Source organism: Janthinobacterium pasteuri (assembly GCF_051380775.1).
Taxonomy (GTDB): domain Bacteria; phylum Pseudomonadota; class Gammaproteobacteria; order Burkholderiales; family Burkholderiaceae_D; genus Janthinobacterium.
Window position 1 is genome coordinate 134,585 of sequence record NZ_JBNYXS010000013.1, and the last position, 23,036, is coordinate 157,620.

The 23,036-nt window shown below is 62.6% G+C and carries 25 protein-coding genes; 16 read left to right on the forward strand and 9 right to left on the reverse strand.

Translation table 11 applies throughout. The features are described 5' to 3' along the window. Positions 1-49 precede the first annotated feature (49 nt). The 10 genes from ACQ4WN_RS15050 (at position 50) to ACQ4WN_RS15095 (ending at position 9,654) form a co-directional block, all read left to right on the forward strand. Positions 50-1,228, forward strand: a complete 1,179-nt coding sequence (locus ACQ4WN_RS15050; protein ID WP_436552269.1) for a flagellar hook protein FlgE — start codon at positions 50-52, stop codon at positions 1,226-1,228. A gap of 26 nt (positions 1,229-1,254) precedes the next feature. Further along, the gene (gene flgF / locus ACQ4WN_RS15055) at positions 1,255-1,983 is read left to right on the forward strand and encodes a flagellar basal-body rod protein FlgF (protein ID WP_436552270.1); all 729 of its coding nucleotides are present in this window, start codon (positions 1,255-1,257) and stop codon (positions 1,981-1,983) included. Between the two features lie 33 nt (positions 1,984-2,016). Continuing rightward, positions 2,017-2,805: a flagellar basal-body rod protein FlgG gene (gene flgG, locus ACQ4WN_RS15060; RefSeq protein WP_326456109.1), complete on the forward strand. Its 789-nt coding sequence runs from the start codon at positions 2,017-2,019 to the stop codon at positions 2,803-2,805. Between the two features lie 11 nt (positions 2,806-2,816). Then, entirely contained in the window at positions 2,817-3,479 is a 663-nt protein-coding gene (flgH, locus tag ACQ4WN_RS15065; protein ID WP_436552271.1) for a flagellar basal body L-ring protein FlgH, read from the forward strand. Positions 3,480-3,488: 9 nt separating this feature from the next. Further along, positions 3,489-4,601, forward strand: coding sequence for a flagellar basal body P-ring protein FlgI (locus ACQ4WN_RS15070; RefSeq protein WP_436552272.1), 1,113 nt, complete (start codon positions 3,489-3,491; stop codon positions 4,599-4,601). Then, a complete protein-coding gene (locus tag ACQ4WN_RS15075; protein WP_436552273.1) occupies positions 4,601-4,993 on the forward strand; it encodes a rod-binding protein in 393 nt (130 codons plus the stop codon). The genes ACQ4WN_RS15070 and ACQ4WN_RS15075 overlap by 1 nt, the downstream gene beginning before the upstream one ends. A gap of 81 nt (positions 4,994-5,074) precedes the next feature. Beyond that, entirely contained in the window at positions 5,075-6,436 is a 1,362-nt protein-coding gene (flgK, locus tag ACQ4WN_RS15080) for a flagellar hook-associated protein FlgK (RefSeq protein WP_436552274.1), read from the forward strand. A gap of 10 nt (positions 6,437-6,446) precedes the next feature. Beyond that, the gene (flgL, locus tag ACQ4WN_RS15085; RefSeq protein ID WP_436552275.1) at positions 6,447-7,358 is read left to right on the forward strand and encodes a flagellar hook-associated protein FlgL; all 912 of its coding nucleotides are present in this window, start codon (positions 6,447-6,449) and stop codon (positions 7,356-7,358) included. Positions 7,359-7,363: 5 nt separating this feature from the next. Next, positions 7,364-8,407 carry a hypothetical protein gene (locus tag ACQ4WN_RS15090; protein ID WP_436552276.1) on the forward strand — a complete coding sequence of 348 codons (1,044 nt, stop codon included), beginning with the start codon at positions 7,364-7,366 and terminating at the stop codon, positions 8,405-8,407. A 146-nt stretch (positions 8,408-8,553) separates the two neighbouring features. After that, positions 8,554-9,654, forward strand: a complete 1,101-nt coding sequence (locus ACQ4WN_RS15095) for a glycosyltransferase family 9 protein (protein WP_436552277.1) — start codon at positions 8,554-8,556, stop codon at positions 9,652-9,654. Here the strand turns inward: ACQ4WN_RS15095 and ACQ4WN_RS15100 are convergent. The 3 genes from ACQ4WN_RS15100 to ACQ4WN_RS15110 all read right to left on the reverse strand — a co-directional run bounded on the left by ACQ4WN_RS15100 (position 9,639) and on the right by ACQ4WN_RS15110 (position 13,375). After that, a complete protein-coding gene (locus ACQ4WN_RS15100; RefSeq protein WP_436552278.1) occupies positions 9,639-11,804 on the reverse strand; it encodes a putative bifunctional diguanylate cyclase/phosphodiesterase in 2,166 nt (721 codons plus the stop codon). The two genes, ACQ4WN_RS15095 and ACQ4WN_RS15100, sit on opposite strands and share 16 nt — an antisense overlap. 133 nt (positions 11,805-11,937) lie before the next feature. Then, entirely contained in the window at positions 11,938-12,792 is an 855-nt protein-coding gene (locus tag ACQ4WN_RS15105) for a DUF5672 family protein (RefSeq protein ID WP_436552279.1), read from the reverse strand. 139 nt (positions 12,793-12,931) lie between these two features. Next, positions 12,932-13,375, reverse strand: a complete 444-nt coding sequence (locus tag ACQ4WN_RS15110; protein WP_436552280.1) for a hypothetical protein — start codon at positions 13,373-13,375, stop codon at positions 12,932-12,934. On the opposite strand from ACQ4WN_RS15110, the gene ACQ4WN_RS15115 reads away from it, so the two are divergent. Both ACQ4WN_RS15115 and ACQ4WN_RS15120 read left to right on the forward strand, forming a co-directional pair. Continuing rightward, a complete protein-coding gene (locus ACQ4WN_RS15115; RefSeq protein WP_436552281.1) occupies positions 13,374-13,505 on the forward strand; it encodes a hypothetical protein in 132 nt (43 codons plus the stop codon). The two genes, ACQ4WN_RS15110 and ACQ4WN_RS15115, sit on opposite strands and share 2 nt — an antisense overlap. A 52-nt stretch (positions 13,506-13,557) precedes the next feature. Continuing rightward, positions 13,558-14,037 (forward strand): PACE efflux transporter, encoded by a 480-nt coding sequence (locus ACQ4WN_RS15120; RefSeq protein WP_436552282.1) that lies wholly within the window; start codon positions 13,558-13,560, stop codon positions 14,035-14,037. Here ACQ4WN_RS15120 and ACQ4WN_RS15125 read toward each other — a convergent pair. From ACQ4WN_RS15125 to ACQ4WN_RS15135, 3 genes are all read right to left on the reverse strand, one after another. Next, positions 14,001-14,957 carry a LysR family transcriptional regulator gene (locus ACQ4WN_RS15125; RefSeq protein ID WP_436552283.1) on the reverse strand — a complete coding sequence of 319 codons (957 nt, stop codon included), beginning with the start codon at positions 14,955-14,957 and terminating at the stop codon, positions 14,001-14,003. The genes ACQ4WN_RS15120 and ACQ4WN_RS15125 overlap by 37 nt on opposite strands. Positions 14,958-15,018: 61 nt before the next feature. After that, complete coding sequence (locus tag ACQ4WN_RS15130) at positions 15,019-15,768, reverse strand: YcbK family protein (protein ID WP_436552284.1); 750 nt, start codon at positions 15,766-15,768, stop codon at positions 15,019-15,021. A gap of 99 nt (positions 15,769-15,867) precedes the next feature. Continuing rightward, positions 15,868-16,704, reverse strand: coding sequence for an EAL domain-containing protein (locus tag ACQ4WN_RS15135; RefSeq protein ID WP_436552285.1), 837 nt, complete (start codon positions 16,702-16,704; stop codon positions 15,868-15,870). A 235-nt stretch (positions 16,705-16,939) separates the two neighbouring features. Here ACQ4WN_RS15135 and ACQ4WN_RS15140 point away from each other — a divergent pair, with 235 nt between their 5' ends. Beyond that, positions 16,940-17,764 carry a class II glutamine amidotransferase gene (locus tag ACQ4WN_RS15140; protein WP_436552286.1) on the forward strand — a complete coding sequence of 275 codons (825 nt, stop codon included), beginning with the start codon at positions 16,940-16,942 and terminating at the stop codon, positions 17,762-17,764. 66 nt (positions 17,765-17,830) lie between these two features. Here ACQ4WN_RS15140 and ACQ4WN_RS15145 read toward each other — a convergent pair whose 3' ends face one another. Further along, positions 17,831-18,361 carry a GNAT family N-acetyltransferase gene (locus ACQ4WN_RS15145; RefSeq protein ID WP_436552287.1) on the reverse strand — a complete coding sequence of 177 codons (531 nt, stop codon included), beginning with the start codon at positions 18,359-18,361 and terminating at the stop codon, positions 17,831-17,833. 301 nt (positions 18,362-18,662) lie between these two features. Between ACQ4WN_RS15145 and ACQ4WN_RS15150 the strand changes: the two genes are divergently transcribed. Further along, complete coding sequence (locus ACQ4WN_RS15150; RefSeq protein WP_436552288.1) at positions 18,663-19,718, forward strand: sulfate ABC transporter substrate-binding protein; 1,056 nt, start codon at positions 18,663-18,665, stop codon at positions 19,716-19,718. A 43-nt stretch (positions 19,719-19,761) separates the two neighbouring features. On the opposite strand, the gene ACQ4WN_RS15155 is transcribed toward ACQ4WN_RS15150, so the two are convergent. Continuing rightward, positions 19,762-20,907 carry a helix-turn-helix transcriptional regulator gene (locus tag ACQ4WN_RS15155; RefSeq protein WP_436552289.1) on the reverse strand — a complete coding sequence of 382 codons (1,146 nt, stop codon included), beginning with the start codon at positions 20,905-20,907 and terminating at the stop codon, positions 19,762-19,764. Between the two features lie 140 nt (positions 20,908-21,047). Here ACQ4WN_RS15155 and ACQ4WN_RS15160 point away from each other — a divergent pair, with 140 nt between their 5' ends. Then, positions 21,048-22,223 (forward strand): hypothetical protein, encoded by a 1,176-nt coding sequence (locus ACQ4WN_RS15160; RefSeq protein WP_436552290.1) that lies wholly within the window; start codon positions 21,048-21,050, stop codon positions 22,221-22,223. Positions 22,224-22,347: 124 nt separating this feature from the next. Beyond that, entirely contained in the window at positions 22,348-22,566 is a 219-nt protein-coding gene (locus ACQ4WN_RS15165) for a TOBE domain-containing protein (RefSeq protein ID WP_034757699.1), read from the forward strand. A gap of 56 nt (positions 22,567-22,622) precedes the next feature. On the opposite strand, the gene ACQ4WN_RS15170 is transcribed toward ACQ4WN_RS15165, so the two are convergent. Continuing rightward, positions 22,623-22,874 (reverse strand): DsrE family protein, encoded by a 252-nt coding sequence (locus ACQ4WN_RS15170; protein ID WP_436552291.1) that lies wholly within the window; start codon positions 22,872-22,874, stop codon positions 22,623-22,625. Between the last annotated feature and the right edge of the window lie 162 nt (positions 22,875-23,036).

Sequence of the window (23,036 nt, forward strand, 5' to 3'; positions counted from 1 at the left end):
CCCTTCGTTTCCTGCACACTAATCTCGTCCTTCACTAAAGGAAGTCAACATGAGTTTCGACATCGCCCTGTCCGGTATCCAGTCCATCAACCAACAGTTGAACAGCACCAGTAACAATATCGCCAATGCCGGCACCTACGGTTTCAAGAGCAGCCGCGCCAACTTTTCAGCCATGTATGCCGGTTCGCGCGCCACGGGGACGGAAATCGGTTCGATCACGCAAAGCATGTCGCTCACTGGCGGCGTGCTGAACACGGGCCGCGCGCTCGACGCAGCCATCGACGGCCGCGGCTATTTCGTTGCACGCGATGCGCAAAACACCATGAGCTACAGCCGGGTCGGCATTTTTTCGGCCAGCAATGAAGGCAAGCTGATCGACTCGAACGGCCGCCTGGTACAGGGTTATGCCGCCGTCAAGGGCAGCACCACCCTGGGCACCATGGGTGACATGAACATTCCGACGGGCCAGATTCCCGCCGTGGCGTCGACCAAGCTGGCGTATGCGGCCAACATGTCGGCCGAGTGGCCCATCAAGGCTGGCCCCTTCGACAAGACCAATGAACTGACCTACAACAGCGCCAAGACCTCGATCGTCTACGATTCGCTGGGCGCCAAGCACTCGCTGGGCCAGTACTTCGTCAAGACGGGAACGGGCGTGGACGTGCACTACACCCTGGACAACGTCGATCTGGCGCCAGTGACGAACATGACCTTCAACGTGAACGGCAAGCTGGCGACAACCGCACCGGTCCCGCTGGGGCTGGGCACGCCGAACGGCGCGGCGCCGCTGGCGATCGCCATCGACTACACGGGCACGACGCAGTTCGCCGGCGAAGCGACCACCTCGACCGACCGCGCCGACGGCTATGCCTCGGGCACCTATACGGGCGTGGAACTGGCCGATGACGGCTCCGTCGTGGCGAAATACACGAATGGCCAGAAGCAAAGCATCGGCGTGATCGCCCTGGCGACCTTCCCCGATGAAGGTGCTTTGACGGCCGTCAACGATACCAGCTGGGTCGCTTCGACCACCTCCGGCACCGCCATCTATGACCGCCCAGGCGTCGGCATGACCGGCAAACTGGTGACGAGCTCGCTGGAACAGTCAAACGTCGACATCACCTCCGAACTGGTGGGCCTGATGACGTCGCAGCGCAATTACCAGGCGAACTCGAAGGTCATCTCGACCGAAAACGCCATGCTGCAATCGCTGATGCAAGCGCTGTAATCCACGACACGCAAAGGTAAAGAGCAATGGATGCGCTGATTTATACCGCCATGAGCGGGGCCGACCGTGCCCTGCGGGCACAGCAGGTACACGCCAACAACCTGGCCAATATCGAGACGGGCGGCTTTCGCGCCAACCTGGAAGTGTCCACTGCCCAGCCGCTGCAAAACGGCTATGGCTACGACGACCGCCACATGACGCAGACGCAGTCGAGCGCCATCGGCACGCGCACGGGCGCCATCAAGGAAACGGGACGCGAACTCGACGTGGCCATCACGGGCAACGGTTTTCTCGCGGTACAGTGGCAAAACGGCGAAGCCTACACGCGCGCCGGCGCCATGGACCTCGATGAAACGGGCGCGCTGACCCTGAATGGCCGGCCGGTGCTGGGCGAAGGCGGTCCCATCACGATTCCCGAGCACACCAGCCTGTCGATCGGCGCCGATGGCACGATTTCCATCCAGGTGCCGGGTACCGCGCAAATGCAGACCGTCGACAAGCTCAAGCTGGTCAATGCCGAAGGGGGCGAGCTGACCAAGAACGAGGCGGGCCTGATCGTGGCGCGCAGCGGCGAAGACTTGCAGGCTGACCCGACGGTACGCCTGCGCGACCGCCACCTGGAAGGCAGCAACGTCTCGGCCGTCGAGGAAATGGTCGCCACCATGAGCCTGAACCGCAGTTTCGAGATGCAGATGAAAGTATTCAAGGCCAGCGATTCCATGACGGAATCGGGCAACCGCCTGCTGGGCGCCTGAGTCCACCGCGATTAAATATTCAAGGAGCAATACATGAATCCAGCAATGTGGATCAGCAAGACCGGCGTGCAGGCACAAGATGCCAAACTGCAAGCCATCGCGAATAACCTGGCCAACGTCAATACGGTGGGTTTCAAGCGCGACCGCGTCGTCTTTGAAGACCTGTTTTACCAGGTCGAGCAGCAGCCAGGCACGCAGCGCGCCGACAACACCCTCTCGCCATCGGGCGTACAGCTGGGTAACGGTACCCATATGGTGGGCACGCAAAAAGTGTTTACCACCGGCAGCCTGCAAACGACGAGCCGCGAATTTGACGTCGCCATCACCGGCAACGGCTTTTTGCAAGTATTGCGCCCGAACGGCGAAGCGGCCTACACGCGCGCCGGCCAGTTGAGCCTGAATGAAAATGGCGTGATGGTCAACGCCCAGGGCTTGCCCCTGGTGCCGCAGATCACCGTACCGAACAATGCCACGGCGATCACCATCGGCGAAAACGGCATGGTCACGGCCACCGTGCCGGGCAATGTCAATGGCACCCAGCTGGGCCAGCTGAACCTCTCCAGCTTTGTCAACCCGACCGGCCTGCTGGCACTGGGTGAAAACCTGTTCCAGGAAACGGCATCGAGCGGCACGCCGACGGAAGGCCGTCCCGGCGAAGGCGCACTGGGCAAGCTGAAACAGTTTGCGCTGGAAGGCTCGAACGTGCAGGTGGTCGAAGAGATGGTCGACATGATCGCAGCCCAGCGCACCTATGAAATGAACACCAAGGTGCTGTCGGCCGCCGACAATATGCTGCAATATTTGGCGCAAGCGGCACGCTGATGACAGTCGCCATGAAAGCTACGGCGGCCCTGCTGCTGGTGTTGATGGCCGGTTGCGCCAGCCAGCCGGCCGCGCCGCTGGCGCCCAGCTTTTCCGACACGCCGCTGCCCGTGGCGCCGCGCAGTGCGGCGCGCGGCGGCGTGGGCGGCGGCGTATTCAATCCCGATGCGGGCCTCGACCTGATCTCGGACAGCCGCGCCTTCCGCGTGGGCGACGTCGTCACGGTGGCCCTGCAGGAAACCACGCAGGCCAGCAAGAAGGCCGGTACCTCCTTCAACAAGGGCTCGTCCGTCGGCGTGAAAGCGGCCAACGTCCTCGGCAAGACTTTCCCCAAGACGGGCATCGACCTGTCTGCCGACCGCGACTTCGCCGGCGACTCGACCAGCACGCAGCAAAATGCGCTGTCCGGCGCCATCACCGTGATCGTGCAGGAAGTGCTGCCGAACGGTTTGCTGCGCGTGCAGGGAGAGAAAACGCTGACCCTGAATCAGGGCGAGGAATTCGTGCGCCTGCGCGGCTACCTGCGCGCGGCCGACATCGATTCCAATAACCAGGTGTCATCGTTGCGCATCGCCAATGCGCAGATCGCCTATTCCGGCCAGGGCACCCTGGCCGACGCCAACAAGCCAGGCTGGCTGACGCGCTTCTTCGTCGGCCCATGGATGCCGTTTTAAGGTGAGCTCATGAAATTTCGTTCCGCCCTGCCCCTGGCAGCCATGCTCGCTGCCCTGTCCGGCCTGTCCCTGCCCGCCAGCGCCGCGCAAGTGCTGCGCAACCTGGTCAGCATCGAGGGCGTGCGCGACAACCCGCTGGTCGGCTATGGCCTCGTCGTGGGCCTGAACGGCAGCGGCGACACCACCCAGGTGAAGTTTTCCAGCCAATCCGTGGTCAATATGCTCAAGCAGTTCGGCGTGAAAATGCCGGACGGTGCCGAAGCGAAAAGCAAGAACGTCGCCACCGTCATGGTCAGTGCCGTGTTTCCACCAGGATACCGCCGTGGCCAGGCCATCGACGTCACCGTCTCGTCGCTGGGCGATGCGAAAAGCTTGCGCGGCGGCACCTTGCTGCTGACGCAACTGCGCGCAGCCGACAATGAAACCTACGCGCTGGCGCAAGGCAATGTCGTCGTCGGTGGCTTGAACGCCACCGGCAAGAGTGGCTCGTCCGTCACCGTCAACACGCCCACCTCGGGCCGCATTCCCAACGGCGCCAATATCGAGCGTGAAATCCTCAGCGATTTCTCGACAAAACCGACCGTCACCCTGAACTTGCGCCACCCGCACTTCGAGACAGCGATCAATATCGTCGAAGCCGTCAACCGCCGCTTCGGCGCCGTCGCCACCACGCGCGACGCCACCAGCGTGGAAGTGCTGGCGCCGGAAAACCCGACCCAGCGCGTGGCCTTCATGGCCAAGCTGGAAGCCTTGAGCGTCGACGTGGGTGTCGATACGCCGAAAGTGGTGTTCAATTCGCGCACCGGCACCGTGGTCATCGCCGAAGGCTTGCGCGTGAAGGCGGCCGCCGTCACGCACGGCTCGCTGAAGGTCGTCATTTCCGAAAGTTCCAACGTCAGCCAGCCAGCGCCGTTCGGCCGTGGCCAGACCACCGTCACGCCGCAATCAAAAGTCTCCGTCGACCAGGGCAACGGCAATATGTTCAAATGGCCGGCCGGCGCCAAGCTGCAATCCATCATCGACGTGGTCAACAGCCTGGGCGCCTCGCCCGATGACATCATGGCAATCTTGCAAGCCCTCGACCAGGCCGGGGCCATCGAAGGCGAACTGGTGGTAATTTAATGCTCAATATCAACGACAGCAGCAGCGCCCTGCCTTCGGCGCTCGACGACCGCTCTCCTGCAGCGGCCACGCCGGCCGATCCGCGCTACGCAGCCAAGGCCACCGAGGCGGCCGTCAAGTTCGAAGCCTTCTTCATCTCGCACATGCTGCGCCAGATGCGTTCTGGCACGCGCGAGATGGCGGGCGAAGACAGCGTCTTCAAGGATCCCGTCAACAGCGACATGCTGGAAATGGCCGACAACCTGGTGGCCGACAAAATGGCCGGCCAGCGCGCCTTCGGCATCGCCGACGCCATCCTGCGCCAGTTGCTGCCGGCGTCCGGCACCCCCGTGGCCGCGCGAAGTACTGTTAAGACCGACAATATTGCTGCGCCGCTTAATAAATCCGTCTGAAGTGTCGCCTGTACAAGGTAACAACGATTCAATGCATGCCCACCCGCACGCGCCACACTCTTCACGAAAGAAACTTGCCCAATGAGCATCATCAGCAATGCATTGTCAGGCAGCATCGCCGCCCAGGCCGCACTCAATGCGGCCAGCCAGAATATCGCCAACCTGCAAACGGTGGGCTACACGCGCCAGGGTGTGCTGCTGTCGTCGCTTGGCGCGACCGCCGGCGTGCGTTCGGCCGGCAATGGCGTGGAAGTGTCGGCCCTGCTGCGCTTTGCCGATGCTTATAAAAGCCAGCAAATGTGGCGTGCCGCGTCCGACCAGGGCTCCCGATCGCAGACCCAGCCATACCTGACCCAGCTCGAACGCGTGATGGGCGACGATGCTTCCAGCATCAGCAACGGCATCGACGGCTTCTTCAGGGCGCTCAACGCGGCCGCCGTCGACCCGACGTCGACGCCGCTGCGCCAGCAGATCATCACCTCCGCCGACGCCATGGCGCAGCGCTTCAACAGCATCAGCACCGTCATGGGCAATCAGTTGCTGTCTTTGCAGCAGCAACGCGCAGCGATCGTGCCACAAGCCAATACTGCCCTGGCCAATATCGCCGCACTGAACCAGCGCATCAGCACCTCCACGGCCTCGGGCACAAACGTGTCGTCGCTGATGGACGCGCGCGACCAGTTGATCGATGGCCTGGCCTCGCAAATGGGCATTGACGTGCTCGACCAGCCTGACGGCTCGCGCAATGTCGCACTGAAATCGGGGCAGCCGCTGGTCCTCGGCAGCATTGCCGGCACGCTGAGCAGCAGCATGACAAACACGGGCGACCAAACCCTGAGCCTCGATTTCGCCAAGTCCTCGTACAACCTCGATCTGGTCGCCATCGGCGGCCAGATGGGCGGCCTGGGTGCATTCGAGAAAAATACCCTGAAACCGCTGCAACAGTCGCTGCAAGACATGGCCACCGAGTTGAGCAACAAGGTCAACGCGCAGCTGGCACTGGGCAAAACCATGGCTGGCACTCCTGGCGGCCCCCTGCTGGCCTATGCGAATGGCAAGCTGAGCATTACCCCCGGCTTCAACGCCAAGGACCTGGCCCTGTCGCTGACGGGGGTGGCTGGCGACAGCGGCAACTTGCAGAAATTGATCGATATCAAGAATCAACCGATCACCGTCAGCTGGGTAGGTTCTGTCCTGATGAGCGACGCCGACACGCAGCTCGTCGGCAAGCTGGCTATCTACAGCCAGCAAAACCAGGCCTTGCTGAAGACGGCCAACACGGTGCGCGCGCAGGCCATCGATGACTGGAAGTCCACCAGCGGCGTGAACAAGGACGAGGAAGCGATGAACCTGGTGGAATTCCAGAATATGTACCAGGCAAACATGAAAGTCATTTCCGTGGCGAATACCTTGTTTGATGCCACTTTGCAAATGATGGGTTAAGGAGAAAATCATGCGTGTCGCCAGCAGCCAGTACCAAGCGCTGATCAATATTTCGCTTCAGCAAAATCAGGAACGCATCAATTACCTGACCCAGCAGATGGCCTCGGGCTTGCGCATTCAGCTGCCATCGGACGATCCGATCGGCAACGTGCGCATATCGCGCCTGACCCGCGAGCAAGCCATGGTCACCCAATACCAGGACAATATCGCCACGGTGAAAGTGCGCCTGTTGAAAAACGAAAACTACCTGTCAAGCATGGTCACCGACATGGGCCAGGCCCGCGACCTGCTGGTATGGGCTGCCGACGGCGGCAATGCGCCGGACGATTTGAATGCGATGTCGGCATCACTGATCGCCATGCGCGACAGCGTGCTGTACACGGCCAACCTGAAGGACCAGGAAGGTCGCTACATGTTTTCCGGCACCGCTACCGACCAGCCTGCAATCAAGTATGACCAGTCGGCAGTGGCTGGTTCGCGCTACAGCTATATCGGCAATACCGACTCGCAGACCGTGGTGGTGGGCAATGGTGTGACGCAGGCAGCCAACGTCGACGTGAAGAACCTGGAGGTGTGGCTGAACAAGATCGACCAGGTCATCACCACCCTTAGCACGAAGGGCGTCAGCCCCAACGACCCTGCCGTGCGCGCCATAGTTGGCGCAGGCCTGGCTGGCACCGATGACGGCATGGATTTACTCTCCGGCAAGATCGCCATCTTTGGCGGCGCGCAAAACATCCTCACCACGCTCTCCGGCAACCTGGCCAATGTGTCGCTGTCGAACGATTCGGCCCTGCTGGACCTGAAAAAGACCGACATGGGCGCGGCCGCCATTGAACTGAACGGCTATCAGGTGGCCCTGCAGGCGACGTACAAGGCGTACGCCAAGGTGGGCAACATTTCCCTGTTTGATCTTCTCTGACCACCATGCAAATCGTTCAGACCTCCTCCTCTTCCGGCGTCAATGCCAAAGGCGCCGGCACAGCCCGCGTCGTCGATGACGCGTCCGCCGCCATCAACGGCAGCGCCAGCGCGCGCAGCGAGGCGCCGGCGGCGAGGGCTTCGACGGCGAGTCTGCAGCGTGGCCTGAGCAACTGGGATCACCAGCTGCAGGGAGAAATTTCCAATGCACAGCAAACGCTCGATTACCTGGAACGCAGCAGCAGTCAGCTTCAAGCGCTGAAAAGCGAGCTGGCGGCCAAGCTGGCCGCGCGCCAGGGTCGCGAAGGGCAAGTCGAAGCGCGCGTGCGCCAGTTCAGCAATACCTGGCGCCAGCGCGCCAGCGCCTCAGGCGGCACGCTCGACGCACAGCTCAACTATACCAGCCCGCAGGCGTCACAGCAGAACTTCAGCATCCGTGGCCTGACCATGGCCAGTCTGCAGGAAGGCCCGCAGGAAGTGCTGGCCTTTTCCGTCGGCGGCGCGAACCAAGCCTTGCGCTCGGTAAATATCGAACCTGGCCTGAGCGAGAATGAAATCGTGTCGCGCTTCGACCGTGCACTGATGCCGTCCGGCATCGGTGTCAAACTGGGCGAGAATGGCGAACTGGTGTTCAGCACGTCGGAAGCGGCCTGGGCCAACGTGCGCGACAGCCTCTCGGTGCGCGGCAGCGGTATCCGCTACCCGACCGGCCAGATGAGCCGCGTGCGCACGGATGCGGAACCGGCCGCCATCACCCCCGAAGAATGGCATACCGTCGACATGGAAGCCCTGCGCGCCACCCTGCAGCAAGTAGTGCAGGCGCTGGCCCGGTTGCAGGCGGCGCGCAGTTCCGTCAGCGTGGCCCTGGCGCAAGCCACGGGACGGGTCGCCCGCGCACAACCGGTGCAAGTGAGCGTCAGCATGGATACGCTGGCCGAAAACTTCACGCAAAAGGCCAGCCAGCCCGGCTATGAATCGCTGCTGGCGATCAGTTCGGCGCTCGTCGGCATCAGCCGCGAGCGGGTCGTCGCCCTGCTGGGCCTGGAATAAGCCCTCCCGCGTGCGCCGCCTTGGCGCGCACAGCAATAATGCGGCACGCCCCCTAGCTCAGGACGGTGGAAATACGTAAGATGCTGCTGTCGCTTGCTGATTCACCAATATGCCAGCGCATCCCGTCATCCACTTCCGGAGTTCCCTTGATAAAAACCGCCGCCCGGCTGATCAGTTACGCCCTGCTGGGCAAATCCGACAAGCAGCCCCTCGATATCGCCCGCGTGCGCAAGGTATTGATTTTGCGCAACGACAAAATCGGCGACATGGTCGTCACCTCGGCCCTGCTGCGCGAGCTGAAAAAGAACTATCCGCACTGGCAGATCGACGTGGCAGCCAGCAGCGCCAACCGTGACATTATCGCCGACAATCCGCATGTGAGCGACATCCTCATCTGGGACAAGCAGCCGCTGCTGCGCGACTTGCGCACCACCATCGCCGAGCTGCGCCGGCGGCGCTACGATGTCATTTTCAACCCCTACAACCGCTTTTCGATTCCCTTGCTGCTGCGCATCAAATGGCTGGGTGCGCGCTATTTGACGGGCTTTGCCATTCCCAAATACGGCACTTCGACAGCCAATCTGGGCATGTTCGACCATACCGTACCCTGCGACCGCAGCCGCCACATCCTGCACAGCTTTTTCGCCACGTTTGACGCCTTTTCCCTGCGCGACATCGACCTGCGCTATGAACTGTTCGGCGTGGATGCGCACGCGGCACAGGTCGACCCCGCCTGCGACACCCTGCTGCGTACCTATGAAGGATTGTTCTGCATCAATTTCCAGGGCAGCAATGCGCAACGCACGGTCAGCGTGGCCGATGCCCAGCGCTGCTGCGCCGCCCTGGCGGCCCGCTATCCGCGCCATGCGCTGCTGGTGATCGCCGCACCGGGCACCGAGGCGCGCGCTGCCGAGATCGTGGACGGTGCCGGCCATGCCAACGTGATGGTCGCGCCACCCACCGGCCACATCCTGGCGCTGGCGGCCCTGATACGCCGCTGCGAACTGATACTCTCGCCCGACACCTCGGTGATCCACATCGCCTCGGCGTATGACAAGAAAATCGTCGGCTACTACATCCGCACCGACAACTATCGCTGGTTTTATCCGGCCAGCCGCCATTACCGCGTCATCCTGGCACCAGGCCTGACGCTGGCCAAGGTCAGCGCCGCCGAGACCCTGTCTGCCGTGGAACAGCTGATGGAAGGCGACGGGCCGGCGCAGGCGACCATTCAGGCAGCCGGCTGAGCCGCCAGCAGGCGGTCCATCTGCCCTGCCGGCAACGCGCGGGAAAAGAAATACCCCTGCGCATAATCGCAGCCGGCAGCGCGCAGCAGATCGCGCTGCGATGCCGTCTCCACACCTTCGGCCACGACTTTCAGGCCCAGCCGCTGCGCCAGCGCAATGAGCGCCACGCACAGGCCCGGCCCCGCATCATCGCGTCCCAGCTCGCCCACCAGCGAACGGTCAATCTTGAGAAAGTCGATATCGGCCGTTTTCAGGCACGCGAGCGACACCTGGCCGCGGCCGAAATCGTCGAGCGCCAGCGCCAGGCCCATGGCGCGGAACTGGCGCAGGCGCTCGACCACCTGGCGCGCCTCGTCGAGCAGCACCGCTTCTGTTGCTTCAATAACGATGGCGCCCGGCGCCAGGCCCTGGCGTGCCAGATGCGCGCCCCAATCCTGGTACAGCGCGGCGTCGCAGCGAAATTCCACGGCCGACTTGTTAATGGTGATCTGGAACGCGGCGCCATGCTCGTCTTGCCACTTCCGCGCCTGGCGCACGACCTCGCGAAACACCCACTCGCCGATATCGATGATCAAACCGTTCGCCTCGGCAAAGGCGATGAAATCGGCGGGCAGCAGCAAGCCACGCAGCGGATGACGCCAGCGCAGCAGCGCCTCGGCCCGCTCGATGCTGCCATCGCACAGGCGGATGATGGGCTGGTAATGCACTTCAAACTGGTCCTGCGCTAGTGCCAGGCGCATCTCGCGCACCGTATGGCGGCGCAATTCGGCCGCCTGCTGCAAGGCCGGCGTGAAATAGCTGTAGCCGTTGCGCCCCGCACTCTTGGCCGCATACATGGCCTGGTCCGCATGTCGCAGCAAGGTGTCCAGTGCCTCGGCATCGGCCGGATACAGGGCAACGCCCACGCTGGCCGACACTTGCGCCGTGTCGCCGTCGAGCATGAAAGGCTGCGCCAGCGCCGCCGTCAATTCCTGCAGCACGCGCTCGATACCGCCTAGCTGCCCCACGCCGGCCAGGATCACGGTGAACTCGTCGCCGCCCAGGCGCGCGACGGTATCGGTGGCGCGCACGCGTTCGCCGATGCGCCGCGCCGCCTGGCGCAGCAGCATGTCACCCTTCTCGTGGCCCAGGCGGTCATTCACCTGCTTGAAATGGTCGAGGTCGATGAACAGCAGGGCCAGGCAAGCGCCCTCGCGTTTGGCGTGGGCCGCCTCGTGCTGCAGGCGGTCGAGAAACATGTGGCGGTTCGGCAAGTCCGTCAGCTGGTCGAAATTGGCTTGCCGCCAGATGCGCTCGGACGCGGCGCGCTGCGCCGTGATGTCGCTGACCAGCGCCAGCGCGCCCAAGTAGGTGCCGCCGGAGTCGAAGATGGGATTGGTGGCCAGCGTGGCCCACAGGGTGCTGCCGTCACGCTGCAGGAACTTGAATTCGTGGCGTTCGGCAATACCATCCTGGCGCCGCCCAATGTTGCGTTCAAGGATGGCGCGTCCCTCGTCATCCATGAAAGCCGCCAGCGGCTGGCCCAGCATATCCTCGATCTGGCAGCCCAGCATCTGCGCCATCTTCGGATTGACAAAACTGGTCAGCGCCTGCGCATCGATTTCCCAGATTCCCTCCTCGGCGGTGTGCACGATGCGCCGGAAGCGTTCTTCGCTGCGTTCAAGCGCCGCCAGCTTGCCCTCGGCCTGCTCCAGCACCAGACGCAGCGCCTGGCCGTTCGGGTCGGCGCTGCCCAGCAGGCTGACGGGCAAGCCGGCCTCGCGCGCGCCGGGACGCCGCCGCACCTGCAGCTGGATACGCTCGGGCTCGCTGCTATTGAGCACGCGCTGCACGAACTGCTCGTAATCGTGGAGGAAGGCCTCGTGGACATAGGAGTGGAACAGCACGTGGCCGGGCCGTTCACGCGGCAGGCCGAACAGCTCGGCCGCCACCAGGTTGACTTGCAGAATCAAGCCATCGAGGCCCAGCACGAAATAGGCGACGGGCGCCAGCAGGTATAAATCGTTGAAATAGGCTTGCTCGCGTTCGGCCTTCACCCGTTCCGGGCTGAAGACGCCATCGTCAAGCAGGGACGCGGCATGCTGCGGCACGCCGTGGTGGCAGCGCGGTGAGGAATCCGGATCAGGTACCGCTTGCGGTGATGTATCCATGGCTGTCCTTGGCACTGCCGCCCTAGCAAACAGGTGGGTGCAATACCGAGACTAGCATGCGCGATGCGCGCTGTCGAGCGATGCATGCCGGTATAGCACTTTCACCACAAGCGCGACTCGCGCCGCACCACCGTCAGGACAGCTGCGCCGGCAGCACAGCGGCGCGCGAGCGGCCACGCGTGAGCGCATGCCAGCCGGCGCGCAAGGCAAGCAGGCAGGCATCGGCGAACATGGCGGCGCCGCCGTTGAGGCGCCGGCGCAATACGTGTGCCGCCATCCGGTAGCGGCCGGAACCATACAGCTGCTTGACCAGCCTGCGCACGGCGGATGCATGCATGATGGCATCGTCGCACAGGAGCAGGTAGTCGCGCAATGCCACGTCGTCCAGCACCCGGCCAAAGTTGAAAAAACCATGGAAGCCGAACGTGGGACCGGTGGGTGCAACACATTCGAAGGCAAAGCTGGAGGCCAGGCTGGCATCGGCAAAGCGCACGCCAAAATCCGCGCACAACTGCTCGCCATGCAGCTCACAGATCGCGTAGTCCTCGGGATGGGCTTGCGTGATGGCAAGCTGTGGCAAGACCTCGTACAGGCGCCGCGATCGCAGCGAAAAGCCGCCATTGCCGACGGCCACCGGGCGATGCGACCACGGTGCGCCTATGTAATCACAGTCCAGGAAAGCGCCTTGCCATTGACGCGCATCCACGATGAAACTGTCCCACTGCATGATGAGCACATGCGTGCCGCTGAAATGGGCGCCCAGCTCATGCACCATGAACGCCGAATACGCTTCCACGCTCTCGATGGGGGCGATCAGCACCTGGCGTATATGCGGGGGCAAGTCATGCAGGCGGGAAGTGAACAGCAGGCATTCCTTGAAATCGGCGCCGGCCAGGCAGCGCTCGATGGCAAACCTGGCCAGTTCGGGATAACGCGTTTCCACGCACACCAGGCTGATGTTGCGGAGGTCCAGCTTGTCATTATGCATCGCAGGCTTTTCATCGGAATGTACAACGGAAGGCATGCCAGGCGCGGGCATGGCATATTTTGCAACGCCCGCATCATACAGCGCAAACCGGGGCCGGACAAGGGGCACGGCCGCCCGCCCCCACTGCCGTGCGCACGGTTCAGCGGCCCATGCTGCGCCGGCGCAAGCCGAAATCATGGCCTACCACCAGCAAGGTGCTGGCCACCAGGCTGGACAGACCCACGATCAGCTGAATCAGCTTATCGTCAGGCAAGATCCACAACGACGAGTCCGGCGCCTCGCAGCCCGTCGCCGCACTGATGAGTGGCGAGACCCAGGCCGCGTCCGGCGTCACGTCCAGCACGACGGCACCGTCGGCGCTGGTCTGCATATAAATGTCGCCCCCTTCGGCCAGGGTAAAACAGATACCCACGCCCGTTTCCGTGGCACGGATATTGTCCTGCATGCTGCGGTTATGTTCCTCGATCCACACTTCCACGTCGTACGGCGTTTCCAGGTGCTCCCATGGACAGGGGCGAAAACGGGGACGTTCGTCCGCGCTGGCGGGGGTGTCGGGGATGTTGCTGTCTGCTGCGCCTTGCATGCTCGTTGACCTCTTCTGCGGTGATGCGGCGGGACAGGTTGCCCGCCAGCCGCCATTATCCACCGTTCACGGCCAGCATGGTATTGCCGGCGCATATTCATCAGAAAAACTGATTGCTATCAACTTTTAACATCAGCACGCCTGACTTAAAATAGCCGCCATCTCTTCTTTACAGGCTTTACATGCAAGGCATCAAACGCAAAATCGTCTACGTCACCGCCTTTGAAATCATCGGCATGGCCATTTCCACGGCCTGGCTGACCCTGCTTTCGGGCGAATCGCCCACCAGCACGGGCCCGCTGGCGATCATGATCACCAGCATCGCCGTGATCTGGAACCTGCTCTACAACACGGCTTTCGAATACTGGGAAATCCGCCAGGTGTCGCGCACGCGCACCGTCTGGCGCCGCATCCTGCATGCGATCGGCTTCCAGATCACGCTGGTCATCTACCTGATCCCGCTGATCGCCTGCTGGCTCAACATCAGCCTGTGGCAAGCCTTCGTGCTGGACTTCGCCCTGATGCTGATCATCCCGTGCTACAGCTTCATCTTCAACTATTTCTTCGATGGCCTGTTCGGCGTGCCCCTGTCGGCACAGCAGCCGAAGGAAGAAGCGACCGGACTTCAGGGCGCCGCTGCCGGCACCTCGCTCAGCAACTGAAGAAAGGACCGTGCCGCCATGCCCAGCGGCCGGTCCTTCATCCACACCAGGTGGATGGGCACGACCAGGCCATTGCCCGTATTCTTGAATGCCACGCGGCGCACCCGCCCCGCCGCCAGCGAGTGGGCGATGGCCGAAGCGGCAAAGTTGCCCCAGCCCAATCCGGCCTCCACCATCGCCAGCGCCATCGGCAAACTGTCCGTGCGCCAGTAGGACAAGCCCACCACGGGGCGCGCATCGGCCAGGTCCAGTTCGCGACTGGCCACGATGATCTGGCGCAAATTCACCAATTCCTCGATATACAGGGGCCGGCCCGCCGCACTAGGCGGATGCTGGGTGGAAATGATCGCCAGCAAGGCATCACTGCCCACCAGCTGAAACTGTTCCTCGTGATTGATGCGTCCGCCAGCGAAGGCCATGCAGGCGCTGATGCGGCCCCGGTGCAGCATGTCGAGCACATCGTCCTGCGGCGCCGTCAGCACCTCGATGTCGAGCAGCGGATGACGCTGCGACAGCGCGCGCACGGCGGCCAGGAACGGCGTATGGTCGAGCTCGGCCGCGATGCCCAGCGAAATGCGGCTTTCCAATCCCTGCGACAATTCCTGCACGTGCAGGTGCAACTGCTTCAACTGCTCGGCGATCAGGCGCGCGTGCGGAATCAGCGCCATCGCGGCGGGCGTGGGCACGGCTTCGCGCGCGCCACGGTCGAACAGGGCGATGCCCAGTTCCGCCTCGATATTGGCGATCGCCATGCTGACGGCCGACGGCGCCCGCCGCAGGGCGCGCGCGGCGGCCGAGAACGAGCCGCCGTCGACGACGGCCAGAAACAGTTCGATGTTATGGCTGGAGAGTTTCATGGAGTGGAAAAGGGTGGCACTTTTTGGCGCGCCGGCGGTCAAATCGGCAATGACCGAAGTCAAGATGCCTCATCGACTACCGTACCGCGACGGCGGCTGTATAGCACCTGCCTGGCGTGGGTACTTACCCCTTCCAGGTGCGCTGCAAGCCCGTATCCGCATGGATCCAGCCGCCACGCGGGCCGGAGCGGTAATAGAAGCCCACGCCGCCCTGTTTGAAGCTGCGCACCAGCGAACCGAGCACTTCCGCGTTCAGGTTGGCCACGCGGATATCGGCGGCGCGGCCCGAGATGTGCAGCGACTGGCGCGCGGCCGGCACGCCCGCTTCGCGCAGACGGCTGTTCGACTCGGCCGTGCGGTAGCCCGACAGGATCTCCAGCGGCTGCTCGATGCCGTAGCGAGCCACGAATGCTTGCGTGCCCCACAGGGTTTCCAGCAGTTTCGGATCGATGGGCGCCGTCTTCTTGCCGTTCACGTCGCGCAGCAAGTGGCACAGTTCCTGGTAGGCCGAATCGATGACCTCGCCATCTTTCCAGTACAGCAGCCTGGCCTTTTCATTGCTGGCCGGGCGCACCACTTCCAGGGTGCGGGGCTTGAGCCAGAATTCCAGGTCCAGCGCCTGCGCATCGAAGATGTCGGGAGGCGGTTCCATCTCCGTGATGGCCTGGCGCGACTGCGACGTGATCGAGCGGTCGACGCTGGCCAGTTGCGTCGGCTGGGGCGGCACGCCTGTGCGCGGCGCGCGCGGCCTGGCGCTGGCCGAAGCCGAGGCGGGAGCGGCCGTGCGCGAGGCGCAGCCGATGAGCGGGGTGGCTACCAGGCCCAGCGCAGCCAGGCCCATACCGTGATGTAGAAAATTTCTGCGCGATGCCATAGTCAGTCCAATTTAACGATGCGAATACTATAGCGTATTGTGCTGCGAAGAAAAACCCTCAATGCCTATCGTGTCGCCCTCATTTCAGCATCTGGCGCCCTACGCGGCGGCCGCGCTGGCCGCGAGGTCCCGGTTTGCCTGCACCAGCGCCGTCAGGGGTTTGTCCAGTAAATAACCCTGCGCCACGATGGGCAAGCCCGTGATGGCGGCGACGCGCTGCAGCGCGGCCAGCGCAGCCGGCGTGTCGAGGCGCTTGAAGATGACGCGAATGTTCGCCGCATGGCACACGGTGACAAAGCTGGCGACGGCCTGCTCGTCGCTGAGATTGCCCGCATCGAGCTTGAACGCATGCGGGTGCAAGCGTTCCAGCATGCCGCTTGCCTCGTACACGCTGGCCACGTTGACGGCCAGGCGGAAACCGTTGCGCCGGTAATTGTCGGCCACGTAGTTGAGCAGCCAGCCCTGGTTCGGCGTCACTGCAGGCAATTGCAGCACGATGCGCTCGATGGGCAAACCCAGCGCGTCGAGGATGCGCTGGAAGGCGTGGCCATGATTGCTGCTGACGGCGCTCAGCAGGCGGTCATGCACGTTCAGGTACAGGTCGGACTGCTCCGCTTCGCTCTGGCGGAAGAAATTGATCGCATGCAGCATGCGGCACAGCCGGTCCAGCTCCACCGATTCATCGTCGCTGGCCGCGTGGTCGAGCAAACGCCACAGCGACAAGCCCTCGTCCGCCTTCGACACGCTGCGCGCCAGGCCCTCGAACGCCACCAGCTTGCCGCTGTCCAGTTCGCGCAGCGGCTGGAAGGCGCTCGTCATGGTGCAGTTGAAAAAGCGCCCCAGCGCCCTGCCCTCCCCGTCGAGCCAGACACTGGTGCCGGCCTGGGTTTGATGCGACAGGCGGGCCAGGTAATTTTTCAGGACGGGAAATGGCATACGTGCTCCTTCATGGGGCTGCGTCGGCATCCCGCATGGGGAAGACGACGCCAAAGTGTGCAGAGTAAGGCAGCGCCAGGCAAAGGAGAACGAATGGTTTCGCCATTTGATATGCGTCCAGCACATATGAACGCAACAACGGCCGACGCATAACGATAGTCGGAAACATTCGTTCCAGCCCCCCTGCCCCGGCCTTTACTGTTGGCGTGTACCGATACCATCAGGAAGCGCCGCCATGTGCCAGTTACTCGCAATGAACAGCAGCAAGCCCGCTGCGCTGGGATTTTCGTTCGCCGGCTTTGCCGAACGGGGCGGACGCACGGACGAGCACCGCGACGGCTGGGGCATCGCTTATCATTCCAGTAGTGGCTGCACTTTGCTGACCGATCACCTGGCCGCCATCGATTCGCCGCTGGCTGCCACCGTGCAGCAGCATCCCGTGAAGGCGAAAAACATCGTCGCGCACATCCGCAAGGCCACGCAGGGCCGCATCGCGCCGGAAAACACCCACCCGTTCGCCCGCGAACTGTGGGGCAAGACCTGGTCCTTCGCCCACAATGGCGACCTCAAGACGTGGCGCGCGCCCGCCAATGCGTATTACCATGCCAGTGGCGACACGGACAGCGAACAGGCTTTCTGCCACTTGCTGGCCCGCTTGCGCACGCAGTTTCCCCTGGGTGTACCCACGCGCGCCGCGCTGCGCGCCGCCATCGCCGAGGTCGCCACGGAGATCGCCGCGCACGGCAGCTTCAATTTCATCCTCTCCGATGGCGAGCTGCTGTTTGCCCACTGCTCCACGCATTTGCACTATGTGATACGCGAGTACCCGTTTTCCGTAGCGCAACTGATCGACTGCGAGCGCAGCATCGACTTTCGCCAGCATAACCACCTGGACGACCGCATCGCCGTCATCGCCACGCATCCGCTGACGCAAAACGAAGACTGGCTCGCGTTCGCGCCCGGCGAACTGAAATTGTTTGCTGGCGGCACCTTGCTGCAGGCAAACGATAGCGCGCAACAAGGCACGCAACAAGGCGTGTATATCCAGATCAGTTACTGAAGGGAAATATTTAAAGGGAGGAAAAAGCCCGCCGCCGGATGGGCGGGCTGAGGTGCTGGAGGGCCGTCAGGCCGAATTGCAATTGCAAAAGCGCTTGCGCTTGGGGTCGCCGCTAGCGATACCTGTGGGGTCGATCTGTTTCCAGCAAAAAATCGTTTCCACACCATACGGCGAACGCACATTGCCCGCCTCGACATACCCCTGCTTGACGAAAAAAGCCTGGCTGCTGGCCGTGCTGTGCAGTTGCAGGGCCTTGATGCCCCACTCGCGCGCCTGCGCTTCCAGCTGTTCCACCAGCGCCTTGCCCGCGCCCCGGCCTTGCGCCTCGGGCAGCAGATAGCACAGGGCCAGCTTGCCGGCGCGCGTCAGCAAACCGACGCCGACGACGGCGCCCGCCTCGACTGCGACCAGCGAAAAATTGGTAGGCGACGCAAACCAGCACGCCACCATCTGCGGTGTTTTATTGCCCAGCCAGGCTTCCAGGATGGCCGGATCGTCCCGATGATCGAGGCTGCAGCATTCGACGATGGAGCGTCGTAATACGTTGCACGCCTCGAAAGCGTCGGTCGATGTTGCAATACGAATGTCAAGACTCATGTACGCTCACAAAATATTCCAGTTGCCAATACAGACGGTTTTACCCCTGTACCGTGCGATTCGACTATACACCAAGCGGCGCAATCAGGTTTTTTGCCGCACGCCACGGGCTGGTTTTGCCTATGGCGCAATGCTTGCAGACTAAGTGCTGATGCGCACCTTGCCCACGAATGTTTCCAAAAATCGATATCTGTTTTTTAGCGCAAACGGGAATCAAGTCTAAGCATATTACGAAAAATTCGTTTCTTTTCCGGCCGGAATTTTAGACTATGTCTATCTATTCTCACAACAAGAGTTCAACATGACCCATTCCAACGCCGTATCGACTAACGCAGCGACGCTCACCCAACGCTCGCGCCGCTGGTTCCTGGCCAGCGCCCTGGCCGCTTCGGCTGCCGCCATGAGCCTGCCGATGGCCGCCAGCGCCGCCGAACCCGTGGTCTTGCTGAACGCCTCGTACGACGTGATGCGCGAACTGTTCAAAGATGTGAATCCCGCATTTGTTGCTGACTGGAAAGCCAAAACGGGCGAAACCATCACCATCAAGCAGTCGCACGGCGGTTCCAGCAAGCAGGCGCGCTCCGTTGCCGATGGCCTGGAAGCGTCCGTCGTGACCATGAACCAGGCAAATGACATCGATATCCTCGTCGACCGCGGCCTGGTGGTGGCCGACTGGGCCAAGAAATTCCCGAACAATGCGGCGCCGTTCTATTCCACCATGGTGTACCTGGTGCGCAAAGGCAACCCGAAACACATCAAGGATTGGGACGATCTGGCCAAGCCCGGCATCAAGGTCATCGTGCCGAACCCGAAAACCTCGGGCAATGGCCGCTACACGTATCTGGCAGCGTGGGGCTATGCCGTGAAAAAAGGCGGCAGCGAAGCCCAGGCGCGCGAGCTGGTGACCAAGCTGTTCAAGAACGTGCCCGTGCTCGACGGCGGCGGCCGTGGCGCCACCACCACCTTCACGCAACGTGAAATCGGCGACGTGCTGGTGACGTTTGAAAATGAAGTGCAACTGGTGCGCGCCGAATTCGGCGACAACTTTGAAGTGGTGTATCCAAGCATCTCCATTCTGGCCGAGTCACCGGTGGCCGTCGTCGACAAAGTCGTCGACCGTCGCGGCATCCGCAAGGAAGCCACGGCCTACCTGCAATACCTGTACTCGGAACCAGGCCAGGAACTGGTCGCCAAACACTACCTGCGCCCCCGTTCGGCAGCCGTCGCGAAGAAATACGCGGCCAGCTTCAAGCCGATCACCCTGTTTACCATCGATGACGTCTTTGGCGGCTGGAAACAGGCACAAAAGAAACACTTTGACGATGGTGGTGAATTCGACAAGATTTATCAGAAGTAATCTGCGCCGTATCAGCAAAAAACCGGGACAAGTCCCGGTTTTTTTATGCCGGCGCACCAGCATCCCACTCCAGTGCGCTGAACAGGCTGGCGATTTCGCTGCTGCGGTGCGTGCCCGTCTTGGCCAGGATCGCCTGGATCTGGCTGCGCACGGTGCTGATGCGCACGCCCTGGCGCTGCGCGTACTCGACTGGCTCAATACCGTCGGCCAGGGCCAGTGCCAGCGACCACTCGGCGCCCGTCAAACCGCATGGCCGCTCGGCCGCGCCGGGCCAATACCGCATCCCTGCCCTGAACAGCGGCCGCAACGACAGCATGGCCAGGCTGGCGCCATCGCCGTCTGCCGGGCCGATACGCACGGGCAGCGGCAGGATGCCAATTTCCAGCGCCGGGCGGCCGTCTGCATCGCTCGCATACAAAGGCGCGGGACGGTGGCACGCCGTTCCGAGGCAAGCTTGCCGCACGCGCTGCGCCAGTTGCTGCTGCAACTGGCTCATGCGCACAGCCACCTTACCGCCATGCAAGGTAAACACGGCGGCAAGCGGCGACGTGGTGGCCAGCAGCCGCTGCGCCGCCACATTCATGAACACCATGCGCAGGCAGGCATCGGCCAGCAAGATGGCGCGCGGCAAGGCATCGAGCGCCTCCCAGGCCAGCGCGCCATGCGCCTGGGCTTGCTGCGCCGTATCGCGCAGGAGAAACACATTTGGCAGATGATCGAGTACGCGCTGCAGCTGGCCGCGCGTGTTCGCGTCATACGGGCCCTGGCCTGCGGCGCGGTGCGCGGACAGGATGGTGAGCGCGCCGTTGTCGCGCACGACGCCGCTGCACGAATAGCGCACACCCGCGCGCAAATAGAAATCCTGGAAATACTCGCTGCGCGCCACGGCCTGCTCGCTGAAATAATCCTGCATCAAATGCATGCGCCCGGGCGGCGCGCGCGTGAGGACCGCATAGCCGGGATCGAACGCGTGGTAGTAGCGCCGGTAGCCATCCTCCCAGGCACCCTGGTCCAGCCCGGTAACATAGCCGCGTGAGGGCACCGCGCCCGTTTCCGCTTTCAGGAAGCAGCAGGCCACATCGCCGCCCGCCAGCCGGGCGAACGCGCGCATGGCCACGCTCCATTGCAGCGGTTCCAGTGCCGCCCGGTAAAAGGCGGCGATGACGGGATCGGCGTCTTCCTTATTCATCCCCCCTCCTAACGGTGCCACCTCCTTCAGGTGAAGGATGCGCACGCGCGTCAAGCCTAGCAACATGGTGGCAATGGCGTCAGCATCTGGCGTTGCCGCCAGCCCATCAATTCAACTATCCACGTTAAAGGAGCCGCATCATGCCCGCCATATATACCGCCGTTTCCGATCATGCCGTATCGACCGGCGTTCACCCTGCACCCTGGCGCCTGCTTATGGGCGGCACGGTACTGCTGTTGCTCTCGGCCTGCGCCAACCTGCACACCATCAACCGCACGACGGATCTGCCGCTCAATGGCAAGGCCATCCATCTGGACGCTCCGCAGCGTCTCGTATATGCCGACGCCCTGGGGCACACCTGCGCTGAGCCGACTCCAGATGCCCTGCAAGCCTATATCTCGGCCGCTGGCGCCGGCGTTAACAGCGGGCAAAACGCCGCGTCCATTTCAATGGCCCTGAGCGCCAATGCCGCCAGCGTCGGCTTGCATTCGCAATCAATCACCCTGATGCGAGAACATCTGTTCCGTATCTGTGAATACGCGCAAAACAAGTCGATCAACCCTGCTGACACCATGCTGCTGATGGAACGCTCGCAAGACCTGACAATGGGCGTGCTCGCCATCGAACAGCTGACGGGCGCGGTCGTGGCACGCCAAGCGGCACTGACGGGACAAGGCGAGTCCGCCGCATCGGCTGGCGTCCTTGCAACCCAGGCGCAGCTTGACAAGGCGGAGGAACGCCTCGCCGAGCGCGAAGGCGACCTCGACGATGTCCGTGATGCGCGCATTGCCCAAGCCAGCGCAAGCGAGCAGGCACAACAGGCTCTGCGGGACGCAGCCAAGGCAGATCCCAAAAAAACAGCGGCAGAAAGTAAGACCTTGCAGTACGCGGCGAGTTCCACACAACTGAAATTGGCCCAGCTCGACGCGCGCCTGGCCGCCGCCCAGCAGGCCGTCGACAAGGCCGAAAGCGAAAGAGATGCCCTGGAGAAAAAAATCGCCGCGGCAGTGGCCGACAGCAGCGCATCGGCAGCGGGGACGGCACAGTTCAGAGGCGGCCGAGTCCACAGCAATGTGTCGCCCGCCACGGCGCGCCATCTGGCCAGGGCCAGCGTCGAGATCGTGAAAGCGGTGCTGGAGAAGGGGCACATGACCGATAACTGCATCAATTTCATGAGTTCGATACGCGAACAGCCGGCGGCGCGCACGGATGCGCCATTTCAGACCATGACGACCCTGTGCGAAAAGGTGTTCCAGGCAGCCATCGAAGCGAACCGTACTGGCAAGAGCCAGCCATCACTGATGATGACGCAATAAAAACAGAAAAACCGGCACACTTCCGCATATCGATATGCGCATCGATTCGTGGTCAAAATCCCGCGCGCGCCGTACTCTGGCGTTGTCGCGCCGCACGGCGTTTTACGGGCACAAAGGAAATATCATGGCTATCTCGGAAGTGAATGTACGTAACCAGTTTCGTGGCAAGATCAAGGAAATCATCTTTGGCCCCGTGGTCTCGGAAGTGGACGTGGAAACGCCGCACGGTATCGTCACCTCGGTGATCACCTCGCGCTCGATCAAGGACCTGGACCTGAAAGTGGGCAGCGAAGTCATCGCCCTCGTGAAATCGACGGAAGTGTCGATCGCCAAGATCCAGTAAGGCTGCTCTCACTGACGCCGCGCCGCTGGCCATCAGGCAACGGCGCGGCGTTTGCTTCAGGGCTTGATATACGCATACCCTTGTTGCCACTGCAAGCGGCTCAGCTCGGCCACGCCCGACGGCACGATGACGGCTTCGGGCAGCACGCGCTGGCGCTCGATGTTGCTTCCTTGCAAGGTGTTATTGCAAACACGAAAGCTCACGCCGCGCTTGGCCAGTTCGCGCACCACCACGTCATACGGCGTGCCATTCTTGTCGATGGCGCCGTCGAGCAGAAAATCGATGCCGAGGCCATGCGCCACGAGCACGACGGTGGCGTTGGGGCTGGCGTCCAGGTGATTGCGGATATTTTTGGCTCTGTCCCCGATAAGTAGGGGAATTCCGAGAATTTTCCTGGGGCCCTGCTGTCTGACGGTACATAGCAGACAAACGGGAGTCTTCCATGCAGCCAGCCCAGTGGAAAACCTTCA

What these genes read in the sequence shown, in the direction of transcription:
- ACQ4WN_RS15050 (WP_436552269.1), top strand. Translation starts at nt 50, where the DNA reads ATGAGTTTCGACATCGCCCTGTCCGGTATCCAGTCCATCAACCAACAG.
- flgF (WP_436552270.1), top strand. Translation starts at nt 1,255, where the DNA reads ATGGATGCGCTGATTTATACCGCCATGAGCGGGGCCGACCGTGCCCTG.
- flgG (WP_326456109.1), top strand. Translation starts at nt 2,017, where the DNA reads ATGAATCCAGCAATGTGGATCAGCAAGACCGGCGTGCAGGCACAAGAT.
- flgH (WP_436552271.1), top strand. Translation starts at nt 2,817, where the DNA reads ATGAAAGCTACGGCGGCCCTGCTGCTGGTGTTGATGGCCGGTTGCGCC.
- ACQ4WN_RS15070 (WP_436552272.1), top strand. Translation starts at nt 3,489, where the DNA reads ATGAAATTTCGTTCCGCCCTGCCCCTGGCAGCCATGCTCGCTGCCCTG.
- ACQ4WN_RS15075 (WP_436552273.1), top strand. Translation starts at nt 4,601, where the DNA reads ATGCTCAATATCAACGACAGCAGCAGCGCCCTGCCTTCGGCGCTCGAC.
- flgK (WP_436552274.1), top strand. Translation starts at nt 5,075, where the DNA reads ATGAGCATCATCAGCAATGCATTGTCAGGCAGCATCGCCGCCCAGGCC.
- flgL (WP_436552275.1), top strand. Translation starts at nt 6,447, where the DNA reads ATGCGTGTCGCCAGCAGCCAGTACCAAGCGCTGATCAATATTTCGCTT.
- ACQ4WN_RS15090 (WP_436552276.1), top strand. Translation starts at nt 7,364, where the DNA reads ATGCAAATCGTTCAGACCTCCTCCTCTTCCGGCGTCAATGCCAAAGGC.
- ACQ4WN_RS15100 (WP_436552278.1), bottom strand. Translation starts at nt 11,804, where the DNA reads ATGGATACATCACCGCAAGCGGTACCTGATCCGGATTCCTCACCGCGC.
- ACQ4WN_RS15105 (WP_436552279.1), bottom strand. Translation starts at nt 12,792, where the DNA reads ATGCATAATGACAAGCTGGACCTCCGCAACATCAGCCTGGTGTGCGTG.
- ACQ4WN_RS15115 (WP_436552281.1), top strand. Translation starts at nt 13,374, where the DNA reads ATGCTCGTTGACCTCTTCTGCGGTGATGCGGCGGGACAGGTTGCCCGC.
- ACQ4WN_RS15110 (WP_436552280.1), bottom strand. Translation starts at nt 13,375, where the DNA reads ATGCAAGGCGCAGCAGACAGCAACATCCCCGACACCCCCGCCAGCGCG.
- ACQ4WN_RS15120 (WP_436552282.1), top strand. Translation starts at nt 13,558, where the DNA reads ATGCAAGGCATCAAACGCAAAATCGTCTACGTCACCGCCTTTGAAATC.
- ACQ4WN_RS15130 (WP_436552284.1), bottom strand. Translation starts at nt 15,768, where the DNA reads ATGGCATCGCGCAGAAATTTTCTACATCACGGTATGGGCCTGGCTGCG.
- ACQ4WN_RS15135 (WP_436552285.1), bottom strand. Translation starts at nt 16,704, where the DNA reads ATGCCATTTCCCGTCCTGAAAAATTACCTGGCCCGCCTGTCGCATCAA.
- ACQ4WN_RS15140 (WP_436552286.1), top strand. Translation starts at nt 16,940, where the DNA reads ATGTGCCAGTTACTCGCAATGAACAGCAGCAAGCCCGCTGCGCTGGGA.
- ACQ4WN_RS15145 (WP_436552287.1), bottom strand. Translation starts at nt 18,361, where the DNA reads ATGAGTCTTGACATTCGTATTGCAACATCGACCGACGCTTTCGAGGCG.
- ACQ4WN_RS15150 (WP_436552288.1), top strand. Translation starts at nt 18,663, where the DNA reads ATGACCCATTCCAACGCCGTATCGACTAACGCAGCGACGCTCACCCAA.
- ACQ4WN_RS15155 (WP_436552289.1), bottom strand. Translation starts at nt 20,907, where the DNA reads ATGAATAAGGAAGACGCCGATCCCGTCATCGCCGCCTTTTACCGGGCG.
- ACQ4WN_RS15160 (WP_436552290.1), top strand. Translation starts at nt 21,048, where the DNA reads ATGCCCGCCATATATACCGCCGTTTCCGATCATGCCGTATCGACCGGC.
- ACQ4WN_RS15165 (WP_034757699.1), top strand. Translation starts at nt 22,348, where the DNA reads ATGGCTATCTCGGAAGTGAATGTACGTAACCAGTTTCGTGGCAAGATC.